The 24,575-nt window shown below is 70.1% G+C and carries 25 protein-coding genes and 1 pseudogene; 7 read left to right on the top strand and 19 right to left on the bottom strand.

The genetic code is table 11. The features are described from left to right. From RWE79_RS22835 to hemL, 5 genes are all read right to left on the bottom strand, one after another. Positions 1–765, bottom strand: a complete 765-nt coding sequence (locus RWE79_RS22835; protein WP_475946026.1) for a cytochrome c biogenesis CcdA family protein — start codon at positions 763–765, stop codon at positions 1–3. 13 nt (positions 766–778) lie between these two features. Next, positions 779–1,369 (bottom strand): TlpA family protein disulfide reductase, encoded by a 591-nt coding sequence (locus RWE79_RS22830; RefSeq protein ID WP_475941923.1) that lies wholly within the window; start codon positions 1,367–1,369, stop codon positions 779–781. Between the two features lie 88 nt (positions 1,370–1,457). Further along, positions 1,458–2,768 carry a polysaccharide deacetylase family protein gene (locus tag RWE79_RS22825; protein ID WP_475941922.1) on the bottom strand — a complete coding sequence of 437 codons (1,311 nt, stop codon included), beginning with the start codon at positions 2,766–2,768 and terminating at the stop codon, positions 1,458–1,460. A 254-nt stretch (positions 2,769–3,022) separates the two neighbouring features. Further along, positions 3,023–3,697, bottom strand: a complete 675-nt coding sequence (locus RWE79_RS22820) for a histidine phosphatase family protein (protein ID WP_475941921.1) — start codon at positions 3,695–3,697, stop codon at positions 3,023–3,025. Next, positions 3,694–5,007 (bottom strand): glutamate-1-semialdehyde 2,1-aminomutase, encoded by a 1,314-nt coding sequence (gene hemL, locus RWE79_RS22815; protein WP_475941920.1) that lies wholly within the window; start codon positions 5,005–5,007, stop codon positions 3,694–3,696. The genes RWE79_RS22820 and hemL overlap by 4 nt, the downstream gene beginning before the upstream one ends. Positions 5,008–5,121: 114 nt before the next feature. Here hemL and RWE79_RS22810 point away from each other — a divergent pair, with 114 nt between their 5' ends. Further along, positions 5,122–5,688 carry a hypothetical protein gene (locus RWE79_RS22810; protein WP_475941919.1) on the top strand — a complete coding sequence of 189 codons (567 nt, stop codon included), beginning with the start codon at positions 5,122–5,124 and terminating at the stop codon, positions 5,686–5,688. A gap of 65 nt (positions 5,689–5,753) precedes the next feature. On the opposite strand, the pseudogene RWE79_RS22805 reads toward RWE79_RS22810, so the two are convergent. The 6 genes and pseudogenes from RWE79_RS22805 to RWE79_RS22780 all read right to left on the bottom strand — a co-directional run. Then, positions 5,754–6,265: pseudogene (locus tag RWE79_RS22805) on the bottom strand (site-specific integrase); the annotation flags it as partial. Between the two features lie 508 nt (positions 6,266–6,773). Further along, entirely contained in the window at positions 6,774–7,619 is an 846-nt protein-coding gene (locus RWE79_RS22800) for a protein kinase family protein (protein WP_475941918.1), read from the bottom strand. Between the two features lie 78 nt (positions 7,620–7,697). Then, positions 7,698–7,832, bottom strand: coding sequence for a hypothetical protein (locus tag RWE79_RS22795; protein WP_475941917.1), 135 nt, complete (start codon positions 7,830–7,832; stop codon positions 7,698–7,700). Positions 7,833–7,834: 2 nt separating this feature from the next. Next, positions 7,835–8,950 carry a radical SAM protein gene (locus RWE79_RS22790; RefSeq protein ID WP_475941916.1) on the bottom strand — a complete coding sequence of 372 codons (1,116 nt, stop codon included), beginning with the start codon at positions 8,948–8,950 and terminating at the stop codon, positions 7,835–7,837. Between the two features lie 8 nt (positions 8,951–8,958). Then, entirely contained in the window at positions 8,959–9,459 is a 501-nt protein-coding gene (locus RWE79_RS22785; RefSeq protein WP_475941915.1) for a hypothetical protein, read from the bottom strand. Continuing rightward, the gene (locus tag RWE79_RS22780) at positions 9,453–9,908 is read right to left on the bottom strand and encodes an ATP-binding protein (protein WP_475941914.1); all 456 of its coding nucleotides are present in this window, start codon (positions 9,906–9,908) and stop codon (positions 9,453–9,455) included. Before RWE79_RS22780 ends, RWE79_RS22785 begins: the two co-directional genes overlap by 7 nt. Positions 9,909–10,066: 158 nt before the next feature. Between RWE79_RS22780 and RWE79_RS22775 the strand changes: the two genes are divergently transcribed. After that, complete coding sequence (locus tag RWE79_RS22775; RefSeq protein ID WP_475941913.1) at positions 10,067–11,377, top strand: helix-turn-helix domain-containing protein; 1,311 nt, start codon at positions 10,067–10,069, stop codon at positions 11,375–11,377. Between the two features lie 417 nt (positions 11,378–11,794). Here RWE79_RS22775 and RWE79_RS22770 read toward each other — a convergent pair whose 3' ends face one another. The 3 genes from RWE79_RS22770 to RWE79_RS22760 all read right to left on the bottom strand — a co-directional run bounded on the left by RWE79_RS22770 (position 11,795) and on the right by RWE79_RS22760 (position 16,045). Further along, positions 11,795–13,252: an AAA family ATPase gene (locus RWE79_RS22770; RefSeq protein ID WP_475946024.1), complete on the bottom strand. Its 1,458-nt coding sequence runs from the start codon at positions 13,250–13,252 to the stop codon at positions 11,795–11,797. 414 nt (positions 13,253–13,666) lie between these two features. After that, positions 13,667–15,055, bottom strand: a complete 1,389-nt coding sequence (locus RWE79_RS22765) for an FAD-binding oxidoreductase (protein WP_475941912.1) — start codon at positions 15,053–15,055, stop codon at positions 13,667–13,669. A gap of 12 nt (positions 15,056–15,067) precedes the next feature. Next, the gene (locus RWE79_RS22760) at positions 15,068–16,045 is read right to left on the bottom strand and encodes an antibiotic biosynthesis monooxygenase (protein ID WP_475941911.1); all 978 of its coding nucleotides are present in this window, start codon (positions 16,043–16,045) and stop codon (positions 15,068–15,070) included. A gap of 79 nt (positions 16,046–16,124) precedes the next feature. On the opposite strand from RWE79_RS22760, the gene RWE79_RS22755 reads away from it, so the two are divergent. After that, the gene (locus RWE79_RS22755; RefSeq protein ID WP_475941910.1) at positions 16,125–16,691 is read left to right on the top strand and encodes a nucleoside deaminase; all 567 of its coding nucleotides are present in this window, start codon (positions 16,125–16,127) and stop codon (positions 16,689–16,691) included. 12 nt (positions 16,692–16,703) lie between these two features. Here RWE79_RS22755 and RWE79_RS22750 read toward each other — a convergent pair whose 3' ends face one another. Beyond that, positions 16,704–18,251 (bottom strand): UDP-N-acetylmuramoyl-L-alanyl-D-glutamate--2,6-diaminopimelate ligase, encoded by a 1,548-nt coding sequence (locus RWE79_RS22750; RefSeq protein ID WP_475941909.1) that lies wholly within the window; start codon positions 18,249–18,251, stop codon positions 16,704–16,706. A 568-nt stretch (positions 18,252–18,819) separates the two neighbouring features. Here RWE79_RS22750 and RWE79_RS22745 point away from each other — a divergent pair. From RWE79_RS22745 to RWE79_RS22735, 3 genes are read left to right on the top strand one after another with little or no spacing between them, the layout of a single operon-like run. Further along, complete coding sequence (locus RWE79_RS22745) at positions 18,820–19,071, top strand: hypothetical protein (RefSeq protein WP_475941908.1); 252 nt, start codon at positions 18,820–18,822, stop codon at positions 19,069–19,071. Then, entirely contained in the window at positions 19,068–19,499 is a 432-nt protein-coding gene (locus tag RWE79_RS22740; RefSeq protein ID WP_475941907.1) for a DUF5994 family protein, read from the top strand. Before RWE79_RS22745 ends, RWE79_RS22740 begins: the two co-directional genes overlap by 4 nt. Before the next feature lie 57 nt (positions 19,500–19,556). Beyond that, positions 19,557–19,994 (top strand): protein-tyrosine phosphatase family protein, encoded by a 438-nt coding sequence (locus RWE79_RS22735; protein WP_475941906.1) that lies wholly within the window; start codon positions 19,557–19,559, stop codon positions 19,992–19,994. Here RWE79_RS22735 and RWE79_RS22730 read toward each other — a convergent pair. Together RWE79_RS22730 and RWE79_RS22725 are read right to left on the bottom strand one after the other, a co-directional pair. Then, entirely contained in the window at positions 19,991–21,256 is a 1,266-nt protein-coding gene (locus RWE79_RS22730) for a glycoside hydrolase family 18 protein (RefSeq protein WP_475941905.1), read from the bottom strand. The two genes, RWE79_RS22735 and RWE79_RS22730, sit on opposite strands and share 4 nt — an antisense overlap. Before the next feature lie 77 nt (positions 21,257–21,333). Further along, entirely contained in the window at positions 21,334–21,909 is a 576-nt protein-coding gene (locus RWE79_RS22725) for a hypothetical protein (protein WP_475941904.1), read from the bottom strand. A 91-nt stretch (positions 21,910–22,000) separates the two neighbouring features. Here RWE79_RS22725 and RWE79_RS22720 point away from each other — a divergent pair, with 91 nt between their 5' ends. Next, a complete protein-coding gene (locus RWE79_RS22720; RefSeq protein WP_475941903.1) occupies positions 22,001–22,528 on the top strand; it encodes a PadR family transcriptional regulator in 528 nt (175 codons plus the stop codon). Here RWE79_RS22720 and RWE79_RS22715 read toward each other — a convergent pair. Both RWE79_RS22715 and RWE79_RS22710 read right to left on the bottom strand, forming a co-directional pair. Next, entirely contained in the window at positions 22,516–23,295 is a 780-nt protein-coding gene (locus RWE79_RS22715; RefSeq protein WP_475941902.1) for a polysaccharide deacetylase family protein, read from the bottom strand. The two genes, RWE79_RS22720 and RWE79_RS22715, sit on opposite strands and share 13 nt — an antisense overlap. Positions 23,296–23,381: 86 nt before the next feature. Further along, a complete protein-coding gene (locus RWE79_RS22710) occupies positions 23,382–24,335 on the bottom strand; it encodes a metallophosphoesterase (protein ID WP_475941901.1) in 954 nt (317 codons plus the stop codon). Between the last annotated feature and the right edge of the window lie 240 nt (positions 24,336–24,575).

Here is a 24,575-nt window from a genome sequence, read left to right as displayed (position 1 = left end):
TCAGATCCCTGGGGTGAAGCCGGAAGACCAGATCTGCATCTGGTACACGATGTGGTCCCAAACGCCCGTGAGGAGCAGCACACCGACGGCGACCAGCATGCCGCCGCCGATCCGCATGACCCACACATAGTGACGCTTGACCCAGCCGAACGCGCCGAGCGCGCGGCGGAAGGCGACCGCGGCCAGTATGAACGGCACGCCGAGACCGAGGCAGTAGAAGAAGGTGAGCAGCGCCCCGCGCGCCGCGCTGGCCTCGCTGAAGGCCAGGGTGTTGACGGCGCCGAGCGTCGGGCCGATGCAGGGTGTCCAGCCGATGCCGAAGAGCACACCGAGCAGCGGGGCCCCGGCCAGGCCCATCGCGGGCCGCCGGTGGAACCGGAACTCGCGCTGGGTGAGACCGCCGACCACGCCCATGAAGGCCAGGCCCATGACGATGGTGAGCGCGCCGAGGACCTTGGTGATGATCTCCTTGTGCTCCTGCAGCGTCCAGCCGAAGTTGCCGAACAGCGCGCCCCCGGAGACGAAGACGGCGGTGAAGCCGAGGACGAACAGCGAGGCCCCGGCCACCATCCGGCCGCGCTTGGCCTCGGCCAGGTCGGTGCCGGTGACCCCGGTCACGTACGAGAGGTAGCCCGGTACGAGCGGCAGCACGCAGGGCGAGAAGAACGAGACCAGCCCGCCGAGCAGCGCGATCGGCACGGCGGCCAGCAGCGCGCCGCTGAGCACGGTGTGGTTGACGTCGCCGGCGGCGGCGAGTGCGGTCACGCCGGTTGTCACGTCACTTCTCCGCGATCACGGGGGCGAGCGCCTTGCGCAGTTTGGCCTCGCTGAGCGGGGTCAGGGCGCGCACCGCGATTTTGCCCTCGCGGTCGAGAATGATCGTGGTGGGGATGGCCTGCGGGTTGAGGCTGCCCTTCGGGAAACGCAGCAGCAGCCTGCCCGCGGGGTCGTACAGGCTCGGGTAGCCGACCTTGAACTCCTTCTCGAAGGCCTTGGCCTGCGCGGTCTGGAGGTCACGGGTGTTGATCCCGATGAACTGGACGCCCTTGGACTTGGTGTCGTCGGCGACGGTCACGAGGTTCTTGGCCTCGGCCCGGCAGGGCGAGCACCACGATCCCCAGATGTTGAGGACGACGATCTTGCCCCGGTAGTCGGCCACGTCCAGCGTGTCGCCGTCCACGGTCTTGCCGCTCAGCGTGGGTGCCGCCTGCCGGTGACCCTGCTTCACGGCCGTGATCTCACCGGTGCCGCTGACGAAGTTGGTGCCGCTGCCGGAGGAGGACGAGCTCGCGCTCGACGAGCACGCGGTGGCCGTCAGCGCGAGCGCGGCGGCTCCGGCGAGCACGGCGGCACTGCGGAGAGAACTCATGTGAAAAGTTTCGCATGGGGTGCCGGGCGATCTTACGCACCCCCGACACCTTTACCGAAAGCGGCAAACGCCCCACATAAGCGTGGCGTCACGACCGCACTGCGGAGACCCGCCGGAAGGAACGTTTCTGCCGACGCTCCGCCGCCAGGAAACGAGCCCACCCCTCCACCGGCGCCTCCCCGGGCAGGAGCGTACGGAGCCTCGCCAGCACCGCCGGATCCTGCGCGTCCAGCCAGTCCACGAACTGCCGGAAGGACACCAGCCGGACGTCGTCGTGATCCGCGATCAGCTTCAGCGCGTCCTCGACGGCGTTCATGTAGATCCCCCCGTTCCACTCCTCGAAGTGGTTGCCGACGAACAGCGGTGCCCGGTTGGTCTCGTACGCCCGCCGGAAGCCGGAGACATACGTCTCGCGCGCCTGCCGTTCCCAGCCCGGGTAGTTGCGCGGGTCACTGCGGGTGGCCCGCACCGACTGGTTGGCCAGCATGTTGTAGTCCATCGACAGCACCTCGAAGCCGCGCCCGGGGAAGGGCAGCGCCTGGAGCGGCAGGTCCCACAGCCCGTGGGTGCGGTCCGGCCAGGTCTGGGTGCCGCCGGGCGAGCTGGTGTCGTACCGCCAGCCGAGCCGGGCGGCGACCGGGAGCAGGTTGCGCTGGCCGAGCAGACAGGGGGTGCGGGCGCCGGTCAGCTCCCTGCGGTAGTCGAACGGCAGCGGTTCGAGGTCCTGGAAGCCGGTGCTGGTGCGCCAGGTCTCGACGAAGCCGATCGCCTGCTCGATCTCGCTGTGCCAGTCCTGCGGAGACCAGCGGCCGACCGAGCCGGAGCCGTCGCAGAAGTGCCCGTTGAAGTGGGTGCCGATCTCGTGCCCCTCCAGCCAGGCCAGCCGTACCTGTCGCAGGGTGGCCCGGATGTGGTCGTCGGTGAGATAGCCGATCGCGGAGGCGCCGACGGGGTTGCGGGGCGGCCGGTAGTGGTGCCGCCTGGACTCGGGGAGCAGATAGATCCCGGAGAGGAAGAAGGTCATCGTCGCGCCGTGATCGGCGGCCAGCTTACGGAAGCGCGCGAACAGCCCGGTGTCCAGTTCCCCCGCCCCGTCCCAGGAGAAGATCACGAACTGCGGCGGCTTCTCCCCCGGCTCCATCGGCTCGGGCGGCGGGGGCTGGTGCGGCTGGGGGCCCGTGTCGGCGGTCGAGCCGTCGCCGATCAGCCGGACGGGCGGACGGTGCGGGCGGCCCGGCCGGTGCGGCGGCCGCGGCCCGGCCGGCTCGTGCGGTCCGGGCGCCGGACGCCCCTCGGGGCGCCGCGCCGGTCCTCTCGTCAGACCGAAGACGGCCGCGCCACCCGCCCCGGCCGCCGCCGCGGCCAGGCCCACCATCCCTCGTCGGCTGATGTCGCGCATGCGCACCCCGTCCGTGCTCGCTCACCACTGCCCTTCTCTGCCGTCCATAAAATATGAACAACTGATTAGATGCCGTGACAAACACGGAGGTTCCTGCCCAATGGGCCGGATTCACGCATACGGATCAGCCCCGGACAGGACGAGGCGGGGCCGGGGCGGGGCGGGGCCGATTGCCGGGGGCGGGGCCGGGTGCCGGGGGCGGGGCCGGGTGCCGGGGAGGGCGGGGCCGGGCCGGGTGCCGGGGCCGGGCAGAGCTACGCCCCGAAGCCCTTCGAGCCGCCCTTGACCGGCTTCGCCCCCGCGAGGAGATGCGCCGGCACCAGGTCGCGGGCCGGCTCGCTGTAGCCGACCGCCACGATCCGGTCGTCCTCGTACGTGAACGAGGTGAGCGAGGCCAGGGTGCACTGCCGCTTGCGCGGGTCGTGCCACAGCCGCCGCCGCTCCACGAAGCTGCGGACGATCCAGATCGGCAGCTGATGGCTCACGCACACCGCCTCGTGCCCGCGCGCCGCGTCCCTGGCCGCGTCCAGGGCGCCCTTCATCCGCACGACCTGCTCGACGTACGGCTCACCCCAGCTCGGCTTGAACGGGTTGACCAGGTGCTTCCAGTTGCCCGGGTTCTTCAGAGCACCGTCGCCGACGCCGAAGGTCTTGCCCTGGAAGACGTTCTCCGCCTCGATCAGCCGCTCGTCGGTCGCCGTCTCCAGGCCCAGGACGGCCGCGATCGGCGCCGCCGTCTCCTGCGCCCGCTCCAGCGGCGACGCCACGACCCGCGTGATGTCCCGGCCGGCCAGATGCTCCGCGACCCGGTCGGCCATCTTCCGGCCCAGGTCGGACAGGTGGTAGCCGGACAGACGTCCGTACAGCACGCCGGACGGGTTCTCGACCTCGCCGTGACGCATCAGGTGGACGACGGTGATCTCACTCATACCGATGCCTCCGCGGCAGCTCGGGCCGCGGCGGGCAGCGCCGCAGCGATGCGCTCCACCGCGGCGGTGTCGTGCGCCGACGACACGAACCAGGACTCGAAGGCCGACGGCGGCAGATACACGCCCTGCGCCAGCATCGAGTGGAAGAAACCGTTGAACCGGAAGGCCTCCTGGCCCCGGGCCTGGTCGTAGTCGGTGACCGCGCCCTCGGTGAAGAAGACCGAGAACATGTTCCCGGCCGTCTGCAGCCGGTGCGCCACGCCCTCCTTGCTCAGCGCCTCGCTCACCAGCCCCGACACCTCCGCGGCGACCCGGTCCACGGTCGCGTACACCGCGTCGTCGAGCAGCCGCAGCTGCGCCAGGCCGGCGGCCGTCGCCACCGGGTTACCGGACAGCGTGCCCGCCTGGTAGACCGGCCCGGCGGGGGCCAGGTGCCCCATCACGTCGGCCCGGCCGCCGAAGGCCGCGGCCGGGAACCCGCCGCCCATCACCTTGCCGAAGGTCATGAGGTCCGGGCGGACCCCGTCGATCCCGTACCAGCCCGCCCTGGACACCCGGAAACCGGTCATGACCTCGTCGGAGATGTACAGCGCGCCGTTGTCGCGGCACAGCTGCGCCAGCCCGGCGTTGAACCCGGGCAGCGGCGGCACCACGCCCATGTTCCCCGGCGACGCCTCGGTGATCACACAGGCGATCTCGCCGGGGTGCGCGGCGAAGGCCGCCCGGACGGCTTCGAGGTCGTTGTACGGCAGTACGACCGTGTCGCCCGCCTGCGCCCCCGTCACCCCCGGGGAGTCCGGCAACCCGAACGTGGCAACCCCGGAACCCGCGGCGGCCAGCAGCGCGTCCACATGACCGTGGTAGCACCCCGCGAACTTGACCACCTTCGCCCGGCCCGTGAAGCCGCGCGCCAGCCGGATCGCCGACATCGTCGCCTCGGTCCCCGACGACACCAGCCGCACCTGCTCCACCGGCGCGACCCTGGCCACGATCTCCTCGGCCAGCTCCACCTCGCCCTCACCCGGCGTCCCGAAGGACGTACCGCGAGCGACCGCCGCCTGCACGGCCCCGATCACCTCGGGGTGCGCGTGGCCGAGGATCATCGGTCCCCACGAGCAGACAAGATCGACATACTCCCGTCCGTCCGCATCCGTCAGGTACGGACCGGTACCGGACACCATGAACCGGGGCGTACCGCCCACCGCCCTGAACGCCCGGACCGGCGAGTTCACGCCTCCCGGGGTGACAGCCGCAGCTCGGTCGAACAGGGTCTGAGAAACTGGCGCTTCGTATGCGTACGGATAGCTCACAAGCACATGCTCTCAAACGCTGGAGGCTGTGAGCGGGCGCGGTCAGGTCTCGACCGTGCATCTGAGACGATGATCGGGTTGCGCGGTTGGGTCTGCGAATGGTCGGGTAGTGACATGCAGCGCGGTGACGAGCTGGGCGAAGGTGCGAACGACGAGCCCGAACCTGCCCGCCCCACCGGCCGCCGTCGCCGGCCGTCAGCCGATCGCGAACAAGCCGCAGCACAGAGTGGGAGCAGGGGTGGCCGAGTGGGGGTGACCTACAAGTACTTCGGTGCGCCGGACGGAGCGACGGCCGCGCGCGTCCCCATATCGATGCGCCCCGAGGAACTGGGCGGCGACGAGCTCGGCCAGGGCATGTACACCAAGGTCAAGCCGGAGACCATGGCCGCGATGGTCCTCACCGGCATCGAAGGCATACCCCCGGCGAAGGTCCCGCCCCTCGAACTGGTCGTGCTGCATCCCGACTACGCCGTCGTCAAGCTGCCGATATCCGTCGTCGAGCCCCTCCGCAAGGCCGACGAGGAGTCCCTCGGCGCCGCCGCCTTCATCTGGTCCACGGTCCCCGACCGCCGCGGCCCCCGGGACGCCTTCGTGATCTACGAGATGCTCCACGAATGGCAGGACTTCGCCCAGCGCTGCCACGAGTCCGGCCACCAGCTGTACTGCCTGGTCTGGCCGTGACCTGTGGGTTCGTCTGAGTTGATCGTTTAGGGGGCCGTCCAAGCGGCAGCCCGGGAGGGCCCGCTTCAGGCCGCCGGGGCACATTGCGGGCACACGGCCCGGGAAGCTCCCTCCGCACCCGTCAGGGCAAGGGCTTGATCGATGGCCCGACGGGTCCGGGCGGCGCTCGCGGGCATGACGTGGGTGTACGTCCGCAGCGTGAAGCCGGGGCCGGAGTGGCCCACGTACCCGGCGAGCGCCTTGACCGTCTCCCCGGCGTCCAGCAGCACCGAGGCGTACGCGTGCCGGAGCGCGTGCGTCCCGTCGTCGGGCGCGGCAGCGAAGTACTGCGAGCCGGAGGTACGGGGCGGGATCACCCCGGCCGCGACGAGCGCTCCTTTCCGGTCACCCTGGCTGAAGACACTGCGGTACGCGGCTCTCTGTCCGCCGTCCCCCAGGGCAGGGTGATCGCCACGGGCGGGAACTCCTTGATGTGGGCCCTCAGCTCCTTGGCGACGCCGGGTGACATCGGCACGGACCGGATCCGGTTGCCCTTGGGTAGGGCGAAGACCAGCTTGTTCTTCACGATCCGTATCTGCGGTTTACAAAGAACGCCTGGAGCCCAAGTGGCGCGACTACCAAATGGGATACGGCGAAGAACTGGGAGATACCTGGACCTCGATTCGGCGATCACCTACCTCCAGGAAATCTGGAGTGACGCCATCGGGGTCGCCAACGGGGCGATGTTAGTATTCGATGAACACGCGCAGATCGAAGCGTTTGGACTACCCGGAGAGCCCGGAAACCCAGAGATTATCGAGCACTTTGCAGATCGGATCGTGACGAGCTACGAAGACCTTCTCGACTGGGCAGGCGATATTCGAGAAACTGTTTTCCCTTCGAGCATGAAGAGAGCCTATCAGAATAATCGAAGGCGTCCCAGTAATCTTGGTGCAACCAAACCCTCAGCCCGTCACATTTTCTCTTACACTCATATTGATCACAAATGACGAAGTCATGGGGGCTTTCAGTAGAGAAATCGAGCGTCTTCAACCATAACCGGGGCCGTAACCCAGCTTGTCTAATCCTGTGATACTTCCCGCTGGTTACCCCCGTTGGTCAGCACCTCGCTCTTGCTCGTTATTGACACGTCCGATCCGGAAGGCCCTCCACTGTTTTGCTGCGGCGAGCATGTTGCTGGTCCAGGTGTCGGGGTCTACGCCTGCGATCTCTTCCCAGACGCGTGCGTTTGCCTCGGCGAAGGCGTCCACGGCCAATGGACTGGCTGTGCTCCAAGCAGGAATCTGAGCCGCCCAAGTCTCAGCATGGCCCGGGGCATGACCACCTGCTGCAATGAGCCAGACGACCCAGTAGGCCGCGTCGAGCCAGGCCGCCCCGCGCGTGGCCCAGCCCCAGTCGACGATGTGCGCACAATCCGCGACCAGCAGATTGTGGTTGTTCAGATCCGTGTGCAGCAGGCTGTCACCCGCGAAGTACTCCAGTACGGCCGGGTCGTCAACGTATGAAGCAAGTCGTTGTTCAGCGAGACGCAGGGGGATGTCCGGGCACGGAATGTCCGCGAGCTGCCGCAGGGCGCGGGCGACCTCGGGCAGGTCTGGGGAATCGGGAGCGTAGTCGGCGTGGTGGCCTTCAACGGCCTCGAAGCCAAGGACGTTCCAGCCACCGGTATCGAAGTGCCACAGCAGGCGCGGGGCGAGCGGGACGACGTACGAATTGATGTCGGCTTCCCGCTGTTGCGTCCATACCCAACGGTGGTCGCTGCGTAGGCCCTTGAGGAAGAAGGTGCCGGTAGCGGTGTGCACGCGTGCGGACAGCGCGCTGTTCAGCCCGGCGGAAACGGTCTCCGCCTTGAGGATCGAGCCCGCTTGGGCTTCGACGGCGGCGCGGACGGGCTCGGGCAGGTCGTCGAAGGAGACCAGTGTCGTTGCCATGGCAGCAGACTCTCAGAAGCGGAGGGACGCAGGGGCCCTCTGCCGCCGGCAACGCCAGAGGGCCCCCGCCGTGGTCGGTTACTGGTACGGGTTGTCGTCGCCGCAGCCGGGCAGCGCCAGCTCGCCGAATGACTCCAGGTCGTCCAGAAGGACGACCTCCTCGTCCGTCTCGGCAGGCCGGATCGGTGCGATCTCTACCAGAACAGCCGTCATGGTCAGCTCCTTGTCTCTGTGTGCTGGCAGTAACTCGCGAGTGGTGCCTCCGCCTCCTGGTAGGCCTTCGCCAGCGGCCTGCAGACCCGGCAGGTGCCGGACAGCTGGCAGCCGGAGCAGCCACCGGTGCGAAGCATGAGGGAGTCGGCGATGTCGCCCAGTCGGGCGAGGCCTTGGACTCCTTCGGTCATGAGCGGGATCTGCCGGTCGCGGCCGACCTTGCAGATGCTGGCCATGCCGAGCGGGTCGACGTGGAAGAACGTGTGGCCGGCTGGACAGCCACTGAAGATCTCACCCTTGTTGAGGTAGCCGGGAGCCTGCGCGGCCAGGGTCTCGCCGGTGCCGAAGTAGGTGGGCGAGATGTTGGCGTACTCCTTGGTGCGCGCGCCGAAGCGCTCGGCCATGGCGCGCATCTGGTTGGTCTCGTGAGCGTTGTGCTTCGTGATGATCAGTGCCAGTTCCAACGGGATGCCCGCCTCGTGAGCTGCGGCCAGGCCCCTCTGCACCATCCGAAACGCACCCTTTCGCTGGGTGAGGGCGTCGACGCTGTCGGCGGTCGCGCCGTAGATGGATACCGTGACCTTGCTCGGCCGCAGTCCCGAGAAGAGGTCGAGCATCTGCGGGCGTGCGAGGCGGGAGCCGTTGGTCAGGACCTCGATCATGATGCCCAGCTCGTACGCGAGGGCGTAGGTGTCGGCGAAGTGCTGGTCGATCATCGGCTCGCCGCCCGTGAGCTGAAGCCACAGCACACCCGCGTCACGCAGGACGTGCAGCAGCCGGACCTTGTCCTCCCAGGCCAGGCCCTGGAATTCCTTCAGCCCGAGATAGCAGTGCTCGCAGGCGAAGTTGCAGCCCTTGTTGATCTCGTAGGAGGCGCGGCCGTACCCGTGCGGGGAGGGCGTACGGATCAGCACTGTCCCCGATACCGGGCGCCCCGCGAGGTCGACTCCCCAGGCCCGATGGACGTGCTCGACAAGCCAAGCAGGGCACGCCTCATCGTTCTCGGCCGTGCTCTCAAGCTCCTTGTACTTGTTGAAGGGGACCTTCAGCCCTGACGGGCTGCCGGGCCGGAGGACGAGGTGACTGTCCAGGAACGGGCTGGCAATGACTTCATGCACGATGGCTCCTAGAGACCAGGACGGTGTGGGTGTCGCTCGACACTGGCGGTTCCGAAGAAAAGGCGGCCGGCCTCCAGCCCCCGGTCGAGATAGCCGTCAACGTCGGACATGCTGCTGGTCCGGGCGAGCAGATCGAGGCCGACGAGCACCGCCACGTCCGGCCGCGACAGCAGCGACCGGACCCACCGGGGATGAGCGGGAAGACGGAGCCCATAGCGGGCCTCTTGCGGCCGGAGCACCACCAGCGAGCCCGGATGGACGGACAGGCATGGCCCCAGGTCGGGCACGGCCTCGTCGGAGTTGCCCATACCGAGCCCAGCGGCGAAGGCCCGCATGCGCTGCTCCACGTTCCGGCCAGTGCCTTCCGCACCGCGCACCGGAGCATGCGCAACGAGAACCATCCCCACCGGAGCGTCTGCTGGATCGCGACCGATCCAGGTGAACGCACTCAGCGATGCCAGCAGACCGAGGGAGACGTACGTGTCCTGCCGCGACGGTCCGGTCAGCATGCGACCGCCCCCGCGGTCCAGCCGGCATCAGGCTTGAGCATGAAGTCGCACCACACGGTCTTGCCACGTGGTCCCTCAACGACACCCCAGTCATCAGAGAGCACGTCGACCAGGAGCAGACCGCGACCAGAGGTGTCCTCGAACCGTGCCGTCCGCTGTACCGGAAGCCCACCACCTTGGTCTTCCACCTCCACACGCAGGCGCTGGGTCCACGCGAGAATTCGAAGGGTGAAGCCGCTCTTTGGGGCAGCCGCATGCACGATGGCGTTGGTGCCCAGTTCGCTGACGCACAGCCGGATGTCGCCGGCCCGCTGCGTGATGCCCCACCGAGCCGCAGTGTCCGTCGCGAAGCGCCGGGCCTCAGCCACGGCGGTCGGGTAGGGAGCGAAGGAGCGCTTGTCGGATCCGAGCGGACTCCCGTCATCCACCCCGTCTTGCAACATCGTCATTCGACCGGTTCCTGCCTCTGCGAAGAAGCGAGCGAGCATGTCGCGAACTCGTCGCCCTGGACGGCGACTCCGAGTCAACTACCGGGCACGGACGATGAGGAGCTGCCAGGCTGTAGACCACATGTAGGCCCGCGTAGGCCAGCCAGGAGGTGGGCATCGTGACGGACAACGGAAGCGTCGGCGCGACCATCAAGGCCTCACGTACCGCTCTGGGATGGAGCCAGCAACGGCTTGCCCGCGAACTGGGCGTGGCCGAAGGACGCGGCCCGCGCGGCCTGGACCGTGGATCGGTCTATCGCTGGGAGCGCGGCACCCGGGTGCCTGATTACTGGATGCCGTGGCTGAAACAGGTCCTCAAAATGGAAGGGCCGCTGTCCGCACCGGCAGACGAGGATCGGGGCAACGGCACCTACGCGCCCGGAGATACCGTGATCTCAGTCATCCAGTTGGGAAGGAGCGACGTGGAGCGTCGGCAGTTCCTTGCAGCCTCCAGCGCCTACGCGCTCACCGCCTTGGCGCTCCCCGACTTGGACAGCATCACCCGCCGCACCCGCACGGCCGCCGCAGGGGCGGTGAGAGTCGGTACGGGCGAGGTCGCGGCCGTACGGCACATGGCCAAGGTGCTCGGCGACGCCGCCTCAGAACTCGGCGGCGGCCACGCACGCTATCTTGCCGTCCGCTACCTCACCGACGACGTAGCCCCCTGGCTGAGCGGCAACTACACAGAAGCCACCGGGCGAGGACTGTTCGCCGCCACCTCTCAGCTCGTCCACCTCGCCGGCTGGATGGCCCAGGACGAGGGCAACCAGGGCATGGCCCAGCAGTACTACGCCCACTCCTACCGCCTGGCCGCCGAAGCCGGAGACGCCGAACTGTCCGCCACCGCCCTGCGCGGCATGGCCGTCCAGGCAATCGACCTCGGCTACCGAGCCGCAGCGGTCCGCATCGCCGAGGAATGCGTACGCTTCGCCCGCCACCTCAACCACCCACGCGCCATCGCCTACTACAACGCCACCCTCGCCAACGCCGCCGCCCTCGACGGCGACCGGCGCACCGCCACCCGCCACCTCGCCCTCTCACAAACGGCCATCGAACGCACCCCGTCCGCGCCGGGCGAGTCCTGGGCAGCCCACTACAGCCCAGGACGCTGGGCCCACGAATCCGGCATGATCCTCGCCGGCCTCGGCGACCTCGACGCCGCCGAGGAACATCTCCACCACGCCCTGGACATCCACGGCCTGGACCGCCGCCGCACCCGCGCGATCGTGCTCGCCGACCTCGGACAGGTCCACCTGCGACGTGACGACGCCAGCGCCGCAATCGCCTCCTGGAACGAATTCCTCGACTGCGCCGACGGCGTCCGGTCCGTAAAGGTCCAGGACGCCGTACAGGACATGCGCGCCCGCCTCAGCCGCGTCAAAAGCCTGCCGGAAGCGGATGAGCTCGATGAACGTGCCGCGAGCTTCTGACCGACACCGCCAACCCCTGCTACCGGACTTCACGCCGACGCGATGTGGAGCGCGGAAATACGGGAGTGCGCTGCCGAGTCCAGGATCTGCGCTGGACCTGGCGTTGCAAGCAGCGGAAGTGGAGGCGTGGGACCCGACGACCGGTGAGGCGTTGGTAGTCGACCCCCGGCGCGGCGCAATGCGTCGGGTCACGGATCATGTGGACTTCTCTCACTTGGAGCGGGCAGACCAGATCGTCGCTGTAATTCCCGGAGGCGGATGGCGCGTCTTCTGGGAGGACGAAGGACCCGGCAGGAGTCCGCGTGAGGCGCGTTCCTGGTGCTCGGTTTCCGGGATCGCGGTCTCCCGCATCACGACTTCTTCTTCATCTTGGAGGATCTCACCTTGTCGGGCATGCACAAACCGCCGGTGCGATGCTCATTCCCCGTCGTAGAGCCGCTCCAGATCAATAAGTTGGATAACAGGGGTGTGTTCGGCGAGGGCGCGGAGTTCGTCGGTGAAGCCCGCTCCGCTGAAGCAGAGCAGGCGGGTATCGGCGGCCTGCACACCGTTGCGCGCACGCAGCAGAGTGCGGATGTGCTCCAGTCGGCGCAGGTGCCCCAGCCCCATGACGTCGTTCCACTTGGCTTCGCCGATGGCCAGGAGGGATTCGCGGCCGTCCTCATCCCGCCCGAAGACCACCAGGTCGAGCTCGTGGCTGGTCTTTGCGGCCGGGTCGGGAACCGTTCCGGACTCCACGCGACTGCGGTGACCGCCGAGAGTGCCGGGATCTGCGTACCAGCGAGTCCAAGTGCGGCACACCTGCTCGAAGTGCGGGCCGACGACCTTGCTGCGGAACGTGACCTGGGACCGTTCCCACACAGCGGGGGCCCGACCAGGGCGCTCCAGGTCGCTCCACTCGGGGCGCATCAGGGCGTGGTAGAAGGTCAGGATCGGCTCGGCGATGCGATAGGCGGAGCGTTTGCCGTGGAAGGCGTCGGGCTCACGAACGATCATGCCCGTGTCCTCCAGCACGGTGAGCGCGTGCCCCAGGTCGGTGGACTTGCGCTCCAGGTAGCCCGCGATGCCGCCGCGGGTGTGGTTGCCCTGGGCGATGGCGGCCAGCACCCCGTGGTACAGAGCGGTGTCGCGCAGATCCGGTTCCTCCGCGAGCAGAAAGCGGGCCTCCCGGAACAGAGGACGACCGGGGTTCAGGACGTTCCGCAGCACCCAGGGGCCGAAGTCGTCCAGGTCGACGGGCGCGTCCCCGAGGACGAACTCACGCCCATAAGCAGGGGTACCCCCGACCACGGAGTTGACCAACAACGCCAGGCGGCGGTCGGTCAGGCCCCAGAACTGAGCGGCCAAGCGGAAATCCAGGGTAGGCACCACCAACTCCAGGCTGGCACGGCCACGCAGCGGCGCCGTACCCGAAAGCAGACTCCCCATGAACGACAGCGCCGACCCGCACAACAGCAGCCGCACCGGCCCGACTTCGCGACGTGCCTGCGGCCCCAGTGCCCGCTGCAACAGAGACGGCAACTCAGGTGACGCCTTCGCCAGGAACGGAAACTCGTCCAGCACCACCACCAACGGCCGCCCGCCCGGGGCGGCCAGCGACATCAGGACCTCGACCGCCTCCTCCCAGTGCGCGAACCTGAAGGGCGCCCGCCGCTCCTGGAACCGGGCGAGGGCCGCCCCGAACTGGCGCAACGACTCAGCCTCGGTAGCCTCGCTCGCGGCGAAGAAGAAGCCTCCCTCCGCCCGGCACAATCCGTCGAGCAGGAACGTCTTCCCCTGCCTCCGACGCCCCGACACCACCCCGAGTGTCGCCTCAGAACCCGAGTACGAGGCGAACCGGACCAGCTCCGACCACTCGAAGTCCCGATCGAACATCCCAGCCGGCTTGCCCACCACGTACCTCCGAGTTCAATGATAACCACGTCTATTATACGTAGGCTCATCATTGATCGAGGGTCGCCACGCACCGTGCCGAAACCTCTGCTCAGGCAGGGAACCGGCGGCATGGGAGTGCGCCTCTACGATGCCGGCACGGGCGCTGCCAGCAGCATGCTGCTGGTCCACCCCGCGCCGGAGCTTGACGTACCCGTCCTCCCTGTCGAGGGTCCGCGCCGGCCGCTCGGATGGATCTCCCACTGCATGCGTCCGGCCCCTCTCGACACGAGGATTCCAGCATCTCAGCTCCCCCTCCGTGGACGCAGGGCGTCGAGGCGTGTGGCGGGGCGCTGACCCGCGGCCGGGCGCAGGTGCCTGGTCCGGGCCGGACCTGGCTGCCCTGCCGGGCCGGCTCTACTCGGGGGTCAGGTAGGTGTGGAAGACGTTCTCCGGGTCGTACCGGGCCTTCAGGTCGGCCAGGCGCTGCCAGTCGGCCGGGGTGAAGGAGCCGCGGGCGCGGGAGGGGTCGGCGGTGAGGTCGGCCTCGGCTATGTAGTGGCCGGTGCCGAGGGGGGCGACGGCATGCATGGTGTCCCGTAGCCAGCCGGTGTTGGCGGCGTCCGCGGCCGGGTCGTCCCAGATCGCGTAGGGGACGGCATAGCTGGTCCCGAGTACGGAGAAGGCGATGTCGTGCGCGCCGGCCTCGGTGGGTGAGACGGGGGTGACGGGGGCGAGGACGAGGGACTTGTCCGAGGGGGCGTGGGCGACGGCGTCGGCGAGGGGCGGGAGGAGGGTGGCGTAGTCGGCGTCGGACCACAGGGTGTCGGCGGCGCAGTGGTGTTCGGCGGGCCAGAGCGGGCCGGAGAGCTCGTAGAGGTCCTCGTACGAGGTGGGCAGGTCGGTCCCGTGCGAGAGGGCGCGGTCGGCGAGGGGGCAGTCGTGCAGGGGGCGCAGGGCGCGGGCCGCCTCCTCGGGGGTGCCGCAGAAGGCGGTGGCGGCGACGGTGACGGCCTTGGGCCGCGGTGCGCGCGGGGCGGCCGTGTGCGTCTGCGCGTCGGGCGGCGCGGTGGCCAGCAGGTAGGAGAGTTCGACGGCCGGGGGGAGGTCGGCCGCGGCCTCGGTGGCCCAGTCGACGACCGGGCCCAGTTCGTTCAGCGGAAAGGTCCAGGTGGTCGACAGGATGCCCGCGGGACGGCGGTGGAGGCCGAGGCGGAAGGCGGTGACGACGGCGAAGAAGCCCGGGCCCGCGCCGCGCGCGGCCCAGAAGAGGTCGGGGTTCTGCTGGGTGTCGCAGGTGACGACGTCGCCGTCGGCGGTCACGGCCTCGATCTGCTGGACGCTGACGCAGGCCGGCCCCAACGCCGGGGAGTTCCAGCCGAGTCCGCCGCTGAGGAGGTATCCGCCCAGGGCCACCGACCCGCAGTGCCCGGCAGGGAACGCCAGCTCGTACGGGGCCAGTTCGCGGACCAGGGCGCGGCCGGTGAAACCGGGCTGGACGGTGGCCGTCGCGGAGGACGGGTCGACGGAGCAGCCGCGGAGCCCGGACACGTCGATGAGCATGCCGCCGTCGCGCAGCGGGGAGCCGCACCAGCTGTGGCCGCCGGCCCGTACGGCGACGCGCAGGCCGACGGAGCGGGCCGTTCTGACGGCCGCCACCACGTCGGCCTGCGAGGCGGCGCGCACGATGACGTCGGGGAAGCGCTCCGGCTTGAGGCCGTTCCAGAGCATCTCCGCCCAGGTCTCCGCGTACCCGGGGTCGCCCCGGCGGAAGGTCTGCTCGGCGATCCTCGTTTCGATGCGCATCAGAACCTCGGCCTAGTGGGTGGTCAGCGCGAAAATGGTGATGAGCACCGCCCAGCACAGGACCACGAGCGCCGTGCCCGCCAACTGGACGCGTACCGTGCGGGCTCTGCCGGGCACCAGCCAGAAGGCCAGCAGCCGGTTCACCAGGGGCATGAGCAGCCAGGTCAGGACGCTGACGCTCAGGATGTTGCCGAAGAACAGGGCCAGGTAACCGGGGACGCTCAGGTCGTTGAACACATGACCGGCGGTCAGATTCAGAACCATGACGGTGGGATAGAGCGCCAGCACCACGGACATGGCCTGTTTCCAGTTGGGCGGGGCCGTGTCCTTCGCGTCGTCGCCGAAACGGAACCAGCCGCTGAAGGACGACCCGATCTTGCGTACGTCGTACGAGGAGAAGTAGTCGCGTCCCTCGCGCAGAAGGCCGGTGCGGGAGTCGGACGCGAGCCAGTCGTCGAGGTGTTCGCGGGTGTCGAAGCGGAAGACGACGACCCAGTGGTCCTGAATTCCCTCGACGGGCCGGAAGAGCTCCGTCCCCATGTAACCCGGGAATCCCTCCTGCGCCCTGCTGACCTTGTCCTGCCAGCGCTCGAACTCCCTTTCGCGGCCCGGCCGTACGTCATGGGCGACGACCGCGGTGACGGCCGTGTCCCGCGAGGGCGGCGGCGGCCCACCGGCGAGTACCTCCTGCGTGGGGGCCTGTTCCAGCAACGAACGGCCCTCGGTGAGCAGTTCGCGGCGGGCGCCGGAGTCCAGCCAGGCGGTCAGCTGGTCGACGCGGGCGAAGCGGAACACCACCACCCATTCGCGCTCGTCGCCGGAGTCCGGCGGATACACCTCCGTGGCCTCGAACCCGTCGAAATCCCGCACGACCCGGTTCGTTTTCTCCTGCCAGAGCCGGTACTCCTCGTCGTGGCCGTCCCTCACCTTCTGGGAGGTCACGACGGTCGCGCTGTCACCGACCGGAGCACGGCTTGCACGGGTACTCATACGGAGTAGTCTAGTACATAAGGTAGTTACCGCCACAAATGGGACATTTAAGCGACATTGCTGAGTGGAGGTTGCCGACATGGGCCACACGGAGTTCCTGACCGAAGCCGTACGGCTGGCCACCGAGTCCGTCGAGAACGGCTGGGGCGGTCCGTTCGGCGCGGTGATCACTCGTGACGGCGACATCGTCGCCCGCGGACAGAATCGCGTACTCCTGACCGGAGACCCCACCGCCCATGCCGAAGTGGAGACCATCCGCAAGGCAGTTGCGACCCTCAACCCGGAGGCGCCGTCCATCTCGGAGGAGCACCAGAACGAGAGCACGCTGACCTACGTGCCCCGTCCCGAGGGCTCCCCCGACCCGGTGGCCGAGCGGGCCCGGATGCTGATGGGCTGCTCGATCTACATCAGCGGCGCTCCCTGCCCGATGTGCATGAGCGCCATCTACTGGTCGCGGCTCGAAGCGGTGTACTACAGCTGCGACTTGAAGGCGACCCGTGAGATCGGCTTCGACGACGCGTACCAGTACGAGGACTTCGAGAAGCCCCTCGACCAGCGCCGGATCCCGGTCGAGCAGATCCACCCCGAGCTGGGCGCCATGGCCTACCAGGCCTGGACGGACAAGAAGGACCGGCATCCGTACTGAGTGCTGACGGGCCTACCGGGCGACGGCCTCCTGCGCGGGCCCGACCGCCGGCTCCGCCGGGAGACCGCCGGGGCCGGCGGCCAGCTCGCGGACGACCGCCATGTCGCTGAAGGGGAACAGCTCCTCGCCGATGATCTGGTGCGGCTCACTGCCCTTGCCGGCGACCAGGATCACGTCGCCCGGCCCGGCGGCCGCGAGGGCGAAGGCGATGGCCCGCCTGCGGTCGGTCTCGCGCTCGTACGGGGTGCCGGTGCCGGCGATGCCGGGGGCGATCTGGTCGAGGATCGCCTCGGGCGCCTCGGTACGCGGGTTGTCGGACGTGAGGACGCACAGGTCGGAGAGCCGCCCGGCGATCTCGCCCATGGCCTCGCGCTTGGTGGTGTCGCGGTCGCCGCCGCAGCCGAAGACGGTGATGACCCGGCCGGTGGCGAAGCCGCGGATGGCGGTGAGGACCTTCTCCAGCGAGTCCGGCGAATGGGCGTAGTCCACGATCACCGCGGTGCCGGACGCCGTCACCTGACGCTCGAACCGTCCCGGCACCGGCGGCATCAGCCGCAGCGCGTCGACCAGCGCCGCCAGGTCGTGGCCGAGGACGTGACAGGCGGCGACCGTGGCAAGGGCGTTGGACACCGAGAAGCGGCCGGGGACCGGGATCTCGGCGGGGTAGCCGCGCCCCCGGTGGTACAGGGTGAAGCGGCTGCCGGTGGCGTCCAGGCGCAGGTCGGTGGCCCGGTAGTCCGCCTCGGTGTCGACGGCGTAGGTGGTGACGGCGCCGGGCATCAGCGGCAGGACGGCGGCGCCGACCGGGTCGTCGGCGTTGACCACGGCCCGCCGGCACAGCCCCTGGAACAGCCGCAGTTTGGCGTCCCGGTACTCCGCCATCGTTCCGTGGTCGTCCAGGTGATCCTGGGTCAGGTTGGTGAAGACCCCGACGTCGATGTGGGCGTCGTCCACCCGGTGGGTCAGCAGCGCCATGGAGGTGGCCTCCAGCACCACGCTGCCCGTGCCGTGGTCGCGCATGTGCCCCAGCAGGTACTGCAGGTCGGGTGACTCCGGCGTGGTCAGCGCCGAGCGGGGCATCGGCACCTGCTCGTCGCCGATGCGGCTGCCGGCCGTGCCGATGACGCCGACCCGCGCCCCCTCGGCGATCCGCAGCACCGACTCGACCATGTACGACACCGAGGTCTTCCCGTTGGTGCCGGTGATCGCCACCACGTCCATGTCGCGGCCCGGTTCGCCGTAGTAGCGGGCCGCGACCGCCGAGGCCGCCACCCGGGCGTCCGGCACCCGTACGACGCACACACCCTCGGGCAGCACCGGGGCGGCGCCGTCCCCGTCCCCGTACTCGCCTCCGTCTTCCACGAGTACCGCCACCGCGCCGAACTCCACGGCCCGCGAGATCGCCTCCGGGCCGCCCTCGCGGTGCCCGGGGACCGCTACGTACAGCGCCCCCGGGGTCATCCGGTGCGCGTCGAAGTGCGGTCCCGCGCAGACCGGAGTCGCGGTGTCGCCCTGGAGCACCTGGTGAGCGAGCCCGTCCAGCAGTTCGTTGAGTTTCAAAGCTGTCCCCTCGGAAGCGGAGCTCTGGTGCGCCGGGAACGGCAGGCCGGAGGACCGCGGTGATGACCATGAACCTGGCTGTCCGGCGCCTGGAGAGCAGGCGTCCGACTGTCGGGGAGCGCACAGGTGTGACAGAAGTCCGAGCACGGCAGAATTCGGCTCGACGCTGCGGGAGTCTACGCCCGGCGAACCGGCCGGCCACCCGACCCGGCCCCGGCCCGGCCCTCCCCCCGGCCTCGCACAGGCCTCGCCCGGCCCCCGCACAGGCCTCGCCCGGCCCTTGGCACAGCGGGCCCCGAACCCGGCCGGAGTACAGTGGTCACTACTGAGAGCACTTCGCACGCCGGTTGCCATGCCGGTGTCGTTCTCGGGGTTCGACGACGCCGGGTCGGCGCGTACGCGAAGGGGCCCGGGGACAGGTCCACGCCATGGGCGTGATCACGCAGCCGGCCACCGGTGTCCGGCGACTCCCCTCGCCCTGACTGAGCGTGACGCTCGACCATGATCCGTAAGCGTGACGCGCGGCCTCACGGCAGTGCTCCGCACCCACCCCGGAATGAAGGTCACCATGAGCCCCGATCGATCGCTGCCCCCGCCGGGCCTGGCCGAGGTCCGTGTCACCGCCGCGTCGCCGGACGTGGCCCAACTGATCGCGCAGGCGCTGCGCAGCTGGTTCGGCAGCACCGAGCAGCGCAGCTACCCGGCCGGCGAGAGCAGGAGCGGCACCCGCCTGATGCTGACCGTCGACACCACCCGCGTCCCCGACCCGACGACGGCCCTCCGGCCCTGGCTGACCCCGGCGGACCGGGACGGCTCATGACCGGCCCACTGCCCACCCGACTCGCGCTGCTCCCCCCGGACACCGGGCCGCACCGCCTGGACGGCGCCTGGTGGCCCCGTTCCCACTCCCTCGCCCGTGAGCTGCCCGGCCTGCTGGCCGCGCTGGAACCGCGCTGGCCGCACCTCACCCGGGTCACGGTGAGCCGCTCCATGTGGCGCACCGGGCCCGGTCTGTTGCAGGTCGCCGACCGGGTGGTGCACATCACCCGGTCCGACGTCTCCCACAGCCCCAGCGCGATCTGCCTGCTCGCCTACGGTGTCGGCCGCTGCGACCTGCTGGTCGTACCGCCCGGCGCCGACGCCGCCGAGGGCGAACGCCTCCTCGGGGCGCCCGACGCCGTCGCCGTGGAGCCCCTGGAACCCCTGGAGCCCATGGAACCCCTGGAACCCACCGTTCCGGGCCACTGAGCGCGCGGGCGCCGGACGAGCTGATTCTCAGCCCGACCGGCGCGCCGGCGTGACGCCATGGGCGAGGAGACGTACACGACCTGGGACCCCTCGGCGCCGGGCGTACTGCGGTTGCCCTCGGGGCGGCTCGTACGCGGCCGGGGGCTGCGCAGGCCGCTGCCGGAGGGCCCGGAGCCGGGGTTCGGGGTGTATCTGCTCGGGCACGAGCCGCCCGCCGTCGGGTGGCGGAGCCGGTGGCTGCGGTGGCCGGACTTCCGGCTGCCGTCGGACCGGACGGCGGCGGCCGAGACCCTGCGGGAAGCCTGGGAACGCGCCGGGACCGAGCGGGTGGAGATCGCCTGCAGGGGCGGCTACGGACGAACCGGCACCGCGCTGGCCTGCGTCGCCGTGCTGGACGGGGTGCCCAGGGGCGAGGCGGTCGCGTACGTCCGGGAGCACTACGCGGCGCGGGCGGTGGAGACGCCCTGGCAGCGCCGGTTCGTCACGCGGTTCTAGGGCGTGAGCCCCCTGCTGATGGCGGTGACCAGCTCGCCGTCGGCGGTGTCGCCGCTGAGTTCCCAGAAGAAGGAGCCGCCCAGGCCCTGGGACCTGACGTACCGCATCTTGCCGGCGATGGTGCGCGGCGTGTCGTAGCTCCACCACTGGTCGCCGCAGAGGGCGTAGGCGGTGCCGCCGACGGTCCTGGTGGCGGGGCAGGCCGTCTTGAGGACCTTGTAGTCCTCGGCGCCGGCCTCGTACGTCCCCGGCGCGGGGCCGGTGGCGGTGCCGCCGGGGGCCCGCTGGGTGACGCCGCTCCAGCCGCGGCCGTAGAAGCCCAGGCCGAGCAGGAGCTTGCGGGCCGGGATGCCGAGGCCCCGGAGCTTGCCGATGGTGGCGGCGGTGTCCGCGCCCTTCGACGGGATGCCCCGGTAGGCGGTGAGCGGGGAGTGCGGGGCGGTGGGACCGGTGCCGGACCAGGTGCCGAAGTAGTCGTACGTCATCGGGTTGTACCAGTCGACGTACCTGGCGGCGCCCGCGTAGTCGGCGGCATCGATCCTGCCGCCGGCGGAGGTGTCGGCGGTGACGGCCGAGGTGATCAGCTCGTGCCCGCCGAAGCGGTGGCGGAGCGCGGCCATCACGTCCCGGTACGCGCCGCGCCCGCTGCTGTCGCAGACCAGGCCGCAGGCGTTGGGGTACTCCCAGTCGATGTCGATACCGTCGAAGACGTCCGCCCAGCGCGGGTCCTCGACCAGTCGGTAACAGGAGTCCGCGAAGGCGGCGGGGTCGGCCGCGGCCCGGGTGAAGCCGCCCGACCAGCTCCAGCCGCCGAAGGACCACAGGATCCTGAGGTCCGGGTGCAGCCTCTTCAGCTCGCGCAGCTGGTTGAAGTTGCCGTGCAGCGCCCCGTCCCGCGAGCTGTCGTCGGTGCCGTCGACGCTGGAGGCGGCGTCGTACGGCTGCTGGTAGTCGGCCCAGGCGTCGCCGACGGCGCACTTGCCGTCGGTGACGTTGCCGAAGGCGTAGTTGATGTGGGTGAGCTTGTCGGCGGAGCCGGAGGTCACCAGGTTCTTCACGTGGTAGTCGCGCCCGTAGACGCCCCAGTCGATGAAGTAACCGACGACCTTCTCACCGGACTTGGCGCTCCGCGGAGGGTGCTGGACGGCGGTGGCCCGCGCGGGGGCGGAGAGCAGCCCTGCCGTGAGCAGGGCCGTACATCCGGCGACGAACGCGGTGAGTGACCGGCGGGCGCGGCGGCGTGATGCGGTCGGACCGGGCATGGTTCTCCTCGACGGTTCGGGTGCTACTCGACGGGGATCGGCTTGGCCCGCACCGTAGTTGGACTAGACCATTCGGGTCAATGGTTCGGACCAACCGCCGCCGAGGCGCGACGGGCGACGATCCGCGGGTAGCGGACGGTGAAGACGGCCGGCACCGCGAATCCGCAGATCTTGACGGCGACCAGAGCCGCGGTGGCGTGCGGGGCGAGAGCCAGGAGTACCGCCAGGGCAAGGCAGTTGACGGTGAAGGCGGTGGCCCACACGGCGGTGATGACCACGTTGACCCGACGGAAGATCGGGCTGCCGTGGACCTCGGGGGGCGTCATGGTGCGGGCGATGCCGAGGGTGAAGGGGCGGCCGACGACGAGGGAACCCCAGGCGGTGAGGGCGAGCCAGCCGACGGAGACGGCGGGGCCGTAGTCGCCGAAGGGGGCCGGGGTGACGGCGAAGGCGGCCAGGGCGAGCAGGCCGAAGAACAGGGCCGAGCTGAGCTCGATGATCTGGGCGTCCCAGGGGCGGCCCGACCGGCGCTCGGCGACCACGAGGACCACCGCCACGAGGAAGCCGGCGAGGGCCCCGTAGCGGTACTGCCCGTCACCGCTGAGGACGGCGAAGGTGATCCAGGGCAGGAAGGAACGGAGGTAGCCGAGCACAGGGGTCTCCTCGAACGGAATGACATTCCACTGATGACATGTCGAAGATAGACAGTCCCTAACTGACATGTCAATGTTGTAAGATGGACGCATGAGTCTCCGACACGCCGTACTGGGCCTGCTGGCCGACGCACCCGCCAGCGGCTACGACCTGCTCAAGGTCTTCGAGATCTCCCTGGCCAACGTCTGGGCCGCCACCCAGAGCCAGCTCTACGGCGAGCTCGGCAAGCTCGCCGACGCCGGACTGGTCACCGTCGCCGCCGAGGGGCCGCGCGGCCGCAAGGAGTACGCGATCACCGACGCCGGCCGCGCCGAGCTGCGGCACTGGCTGATCGAGGTCGAGCCGACCCGGGTACGCCGCAGCGACATGCTGCTGCGGGTGTTCTTCCTCGGCACGCTCGAACCCGACGAGGCGGTCGCCTTCCTGCGCCGCCAGGCCGAACGCGCGGCGAAGCAGCGGGAGAGCCTGGTCGAGCTGAGCGAGGTGGTGGGCCAGGGGGACGACGCGCTCTCGGTCCACGGGCGGATCGCCCTGGAGTGGGGGCTACGCTTCAGCACCACCCAGCGCGAATGGGCCGAGTGGGCGCAGGAACAGCTCCGTCCCCCTCAGGGGCGGTAGACCATGCCCGGTTCGGCCACGGCGGGGGCGAGCAGCTGGGACACCGTCACGATGGTGTAGCCGCGCCGCTGGAGCTCCCGGATGATGCCGGGGACGGCGGGCACGGTCCCCCGGTGCAGGTCGTGGAGCAGGATGATGCCGTCGCGATGGGTCTGTTCGAGCACCCGCCGGGTGATCAGCGCCGGGTCGGTCGTCTCGTAGTCCTTCGCCGTGACGCTCCACAGGACCTGCGCCATGCCCAGGTCGCGGCAGATCTTCTCGACCTCGCGGTCGGTACGGCCCTGCGGCGGGCGCATCAGGCGGGGCGTGCTGCCGGTGATCTCCTCGATGGCGTCCCGGGTACGGGTGAGCTCCCCGCGGGCCGCGTCCTCGCCGATCCTGGTCAGGACCGGGTGCGTCCAGGTGTGGTCGCCTATCTCGTGCCCCTCGGCGGCCATCCGGCGCAGGATCCGCGGGTACTTCGCGATGTGCCCCCGGCCCTGTACGAAGAAGGTCACGTGCAGGTGGTCCTGCTTGAGGATGTCCAGCAGCCCGGGGGTGGTCGGGCTGGGGCCGCCGTCGAAGGTGAGGGCGACGCACTTCGCGATCCGGCAGTCGACGGGACCGGTGACGACGCCGGTGGCCTTGTCCCTGGCGGCGCGCGGTGAGGTCACGTCGTACGTCGCGACGGTCAGCGCCTGCGTCAGGGCGACTGCCAGACAGACGGCCGCGGCTGTCGCGGAGGTGATGAGCAGCCGCGGCCGTCTTATGCGCTTGCGCAGGGGCATGGGGAACCTTTCGCCGGTCCGGGTGAGTCGAGCCGTAGGGATTGACGGCTTTCCCGGCGGGCGGGTTGCCCCGATGCGGGGTCGGGTCAGTACAGGACCCGGGTGTGCGAGACCAGCGTCCGGCCGTCGAGGACGTGCAGGGTGAAGGCGGGCGGCGCGTCGCGGTCGAGCACATCGCCCTTGATCCACTCCTCCGGCACCCGCGCCTCCCTCGGCAGCTTCAGCGTGGACACCACACCCGGGGCCACGGACAGCGGCAGTCCGGCGAAGACCGCCGAGGCCGCGGTGTGGGCGTGCCCGGCCAGCACGGCCACCACCTGGGGGTGGCGCCGCAGGACGTTCTCCAGGCGCTCGGGACGCCTCAGCCGGATCGCGTCCACCAGGGGCAGGCCGAGCGGCACGGGCGGGTGGTGCATCCCGACCAGGACCGGGCCGTCGGCGCCGGCCAGCACCTCGTCCAGCCAGGCCACGGTGGCGTCGTCCAGGTAGCCGTCGTCACGGCCGGGGATGCTGGAGTCGCAGAGGACGACCGTCAGACCGTCGAGGCGCAGCACCTGGTTGACCGGATCGTCGGGCCGCGTGTTCACCGGGGCGTCGGGCCGCGTGTTCACCGGGGCGTCGGGCCGCGTGTTCACCGGGGCGTCGGGCCGCGTGTTCACCGGGGCGTCGGGCCGCGTGTTCACCGGATCGTCGGGCGGGGCGTTCACCGGGGCGTCGGGCGGGGCGTTCACCGCGGCGCCGGCCCGTGTGTGCGACGACGCGCCGGGCGGGGCGGCCCCGGCGCCGTCCAGCAGCACCGCGCGGAAGGCGGCACGCGCGTCGTGGTTGCCCGGGCAGACCAGGGTGGGCGCGTCGTAGCGCAGCGCCTCACGGGCGGTCTCGTACTCCTCGGTCAGCGCGTGGTCCGCGATGTCCCCGGTGACCACGACGGCGTCGACCCCGCCGGGCATGCCGTTGACGTAGTCCCGTACCCGCAGCGCGCGCTCGGCGCTCTGCGGGCTGCCGCCGATGTGGATGTCACTCAGATGGGCGAGGATCACCCGAGCAGTCTGGCGAAAACCCGGGCGCCTCCGAGGCCCTTTGGCGGACCCGTGGCGTCGGCCGCGGTCGTATCAAGGCATGATGTGCAGCGTGCGGTGGCGGTTTCGTGGCCCTCGTGGCGGCTCCGGTGACGGCGAGCTGAACACGCGGGAAGGAATTTGCGGAGAATCCCACGCTTCGCTCAGATCTGTGCTAGCTTCGAGTCAGTTGCAGTTTTGGTACCCATGGTTTTCTGTGTG

The sequence above is a fragment of the Streptomyces sp. RLA131 genome (assembly GCF_056270125.1).
The sequence above is the reverse complement of the archived record's forward strand: the minus strand, read 5'-3'. Positions and strand labels throughout refer to the sequence as shown.

Bases quoted from the DNA above. Each gene is read 5' to 3' on its own strand.
- RWE79_RS22830 (WP_475941923.1), bottom strand. From the start codon at position 1,369: ATGAGTTCTCTCCGCAGTGCCGCCGTGCTCGCCGGAGCCGCCGCGCTC.
- RWE79_RS22825 (WP_475941922.1), bottom strand. From the start codon at position 2,768: ATGCGCGACATCAGCCGACGAGGGATGGTGGGCCTGGCCGCGGCGGCG.
- RWE79_RS22820 (WP_475941921.1), bottom strand. From the start codon at position 3,697: ATGAGTGAGATCACCGTCGTCCACCTGATGCGTCACGGCGAGGTCGAG.
- RWE79_RS22810 (WP_475941919.1), top strand. From the start codon at position 5,122: ATGCAGCGCGGTGACGAGCTGGGCGAAGGTGCGAACGACGAGCCCGAA.
- RWE79_RS22800 (WP_475941918.1), bottom strand. From the start codon at position 7,619: ATGGCAACGACACTGGTCTCCTTCGACGACCTGCCCGAGCCCGTCCGC.
- RWE79_RS22795 (WP_475941917.1), bottom strand. From the start codon at position 7,832: ATGACGGCTGTTCTGGTAGAGATCGCACCGATCCGGCCTGCCGAGACG.
- RWE79_RS22785 (WP_475941915.1), bottom strand. From the start codon at position 9,459: ATGCTGACCGGACCGTCGCGGCAGGACACGTACGTCTCCCTCGGTCTG.
- RWE79_RS22780 (WP_475941914.1), bottom strand. From the start codon at position 9,908: ATGACGATGTTGCAAGACGGGGTGGATGACGGGAGTCCGCTCGGATCC.
- RWE79_RS22770 (WP_475946024.1), bottom strand. From the start codon at position 13,252: ATGTTCGATCGGGACTTCGAGTGGTCGGAGCTGGTCCGGTTCGCCTCG.
- RWE79_RS22765 (WP_475941912.1), bottom strand. From the start codon at position 15,055: ATGCGCATCGAAACGAGGATCGCCGAGCAGACCTTCCGCCGGGGCGAC.
- RWE79_RS22760 (WP_475941911.1), bottom strand. From the start codon at position 16,045: ATGAGTACCCGTGCAAGCCGTGCTCCGGTCGGTGACAGCGCGACCGTC.
- RWE79_RS22755 (WP_475941910.1), top strand. From the start codon at position 16,125: ATGGGCCACACGGAGTTCCTGACCGAAGCCGTACGGCTGGCCACCGAG.
- RWE79_RS22745 (WP_475941908.1), top strand. From the start codon at position 18,820: ATGAGCCCCGATCGATCGCTGCCCCCGCCGGGCCTGGCCGAGGTCCGT.
- RWE79_RS22740 (WP_475941907.1), top strand. From the start codon at position 19,068: ATGACCGGCCCACTGCCCACCCGACTCGCGCTGCTCCCCCCGGACACC.
- RWE79_RS22735 (WP_475941906.1), top strand. From the start codon at position 19,557: ATGGGCGAGGAGACGTACACGACCTGGGACCCCTCGGCGCCGGGCGTA.
- RWE79_RS22730 (WP_475941905.1), bottom strand. From the start codon at position 21,256: ATGCCCGGTCCGACCGCATCACGCCGCCGCGCCCGCCGGTCACTCACC.
- RWE79_RS22720 (WP_475941903.1), top strand. From the start codon at position 22,001: ATGAGTCTCCGACACGCCGTACTGGGCCTGCTGGCCGACGCACCCGCC.
- RWE79_RS22715 (WP_475941902.1), bottom strand. From the start codon at position 23,295: ATGCCCCTGCGCAAGCGCATAAGACGGCCGCGGCTGCTCATCACCTCC.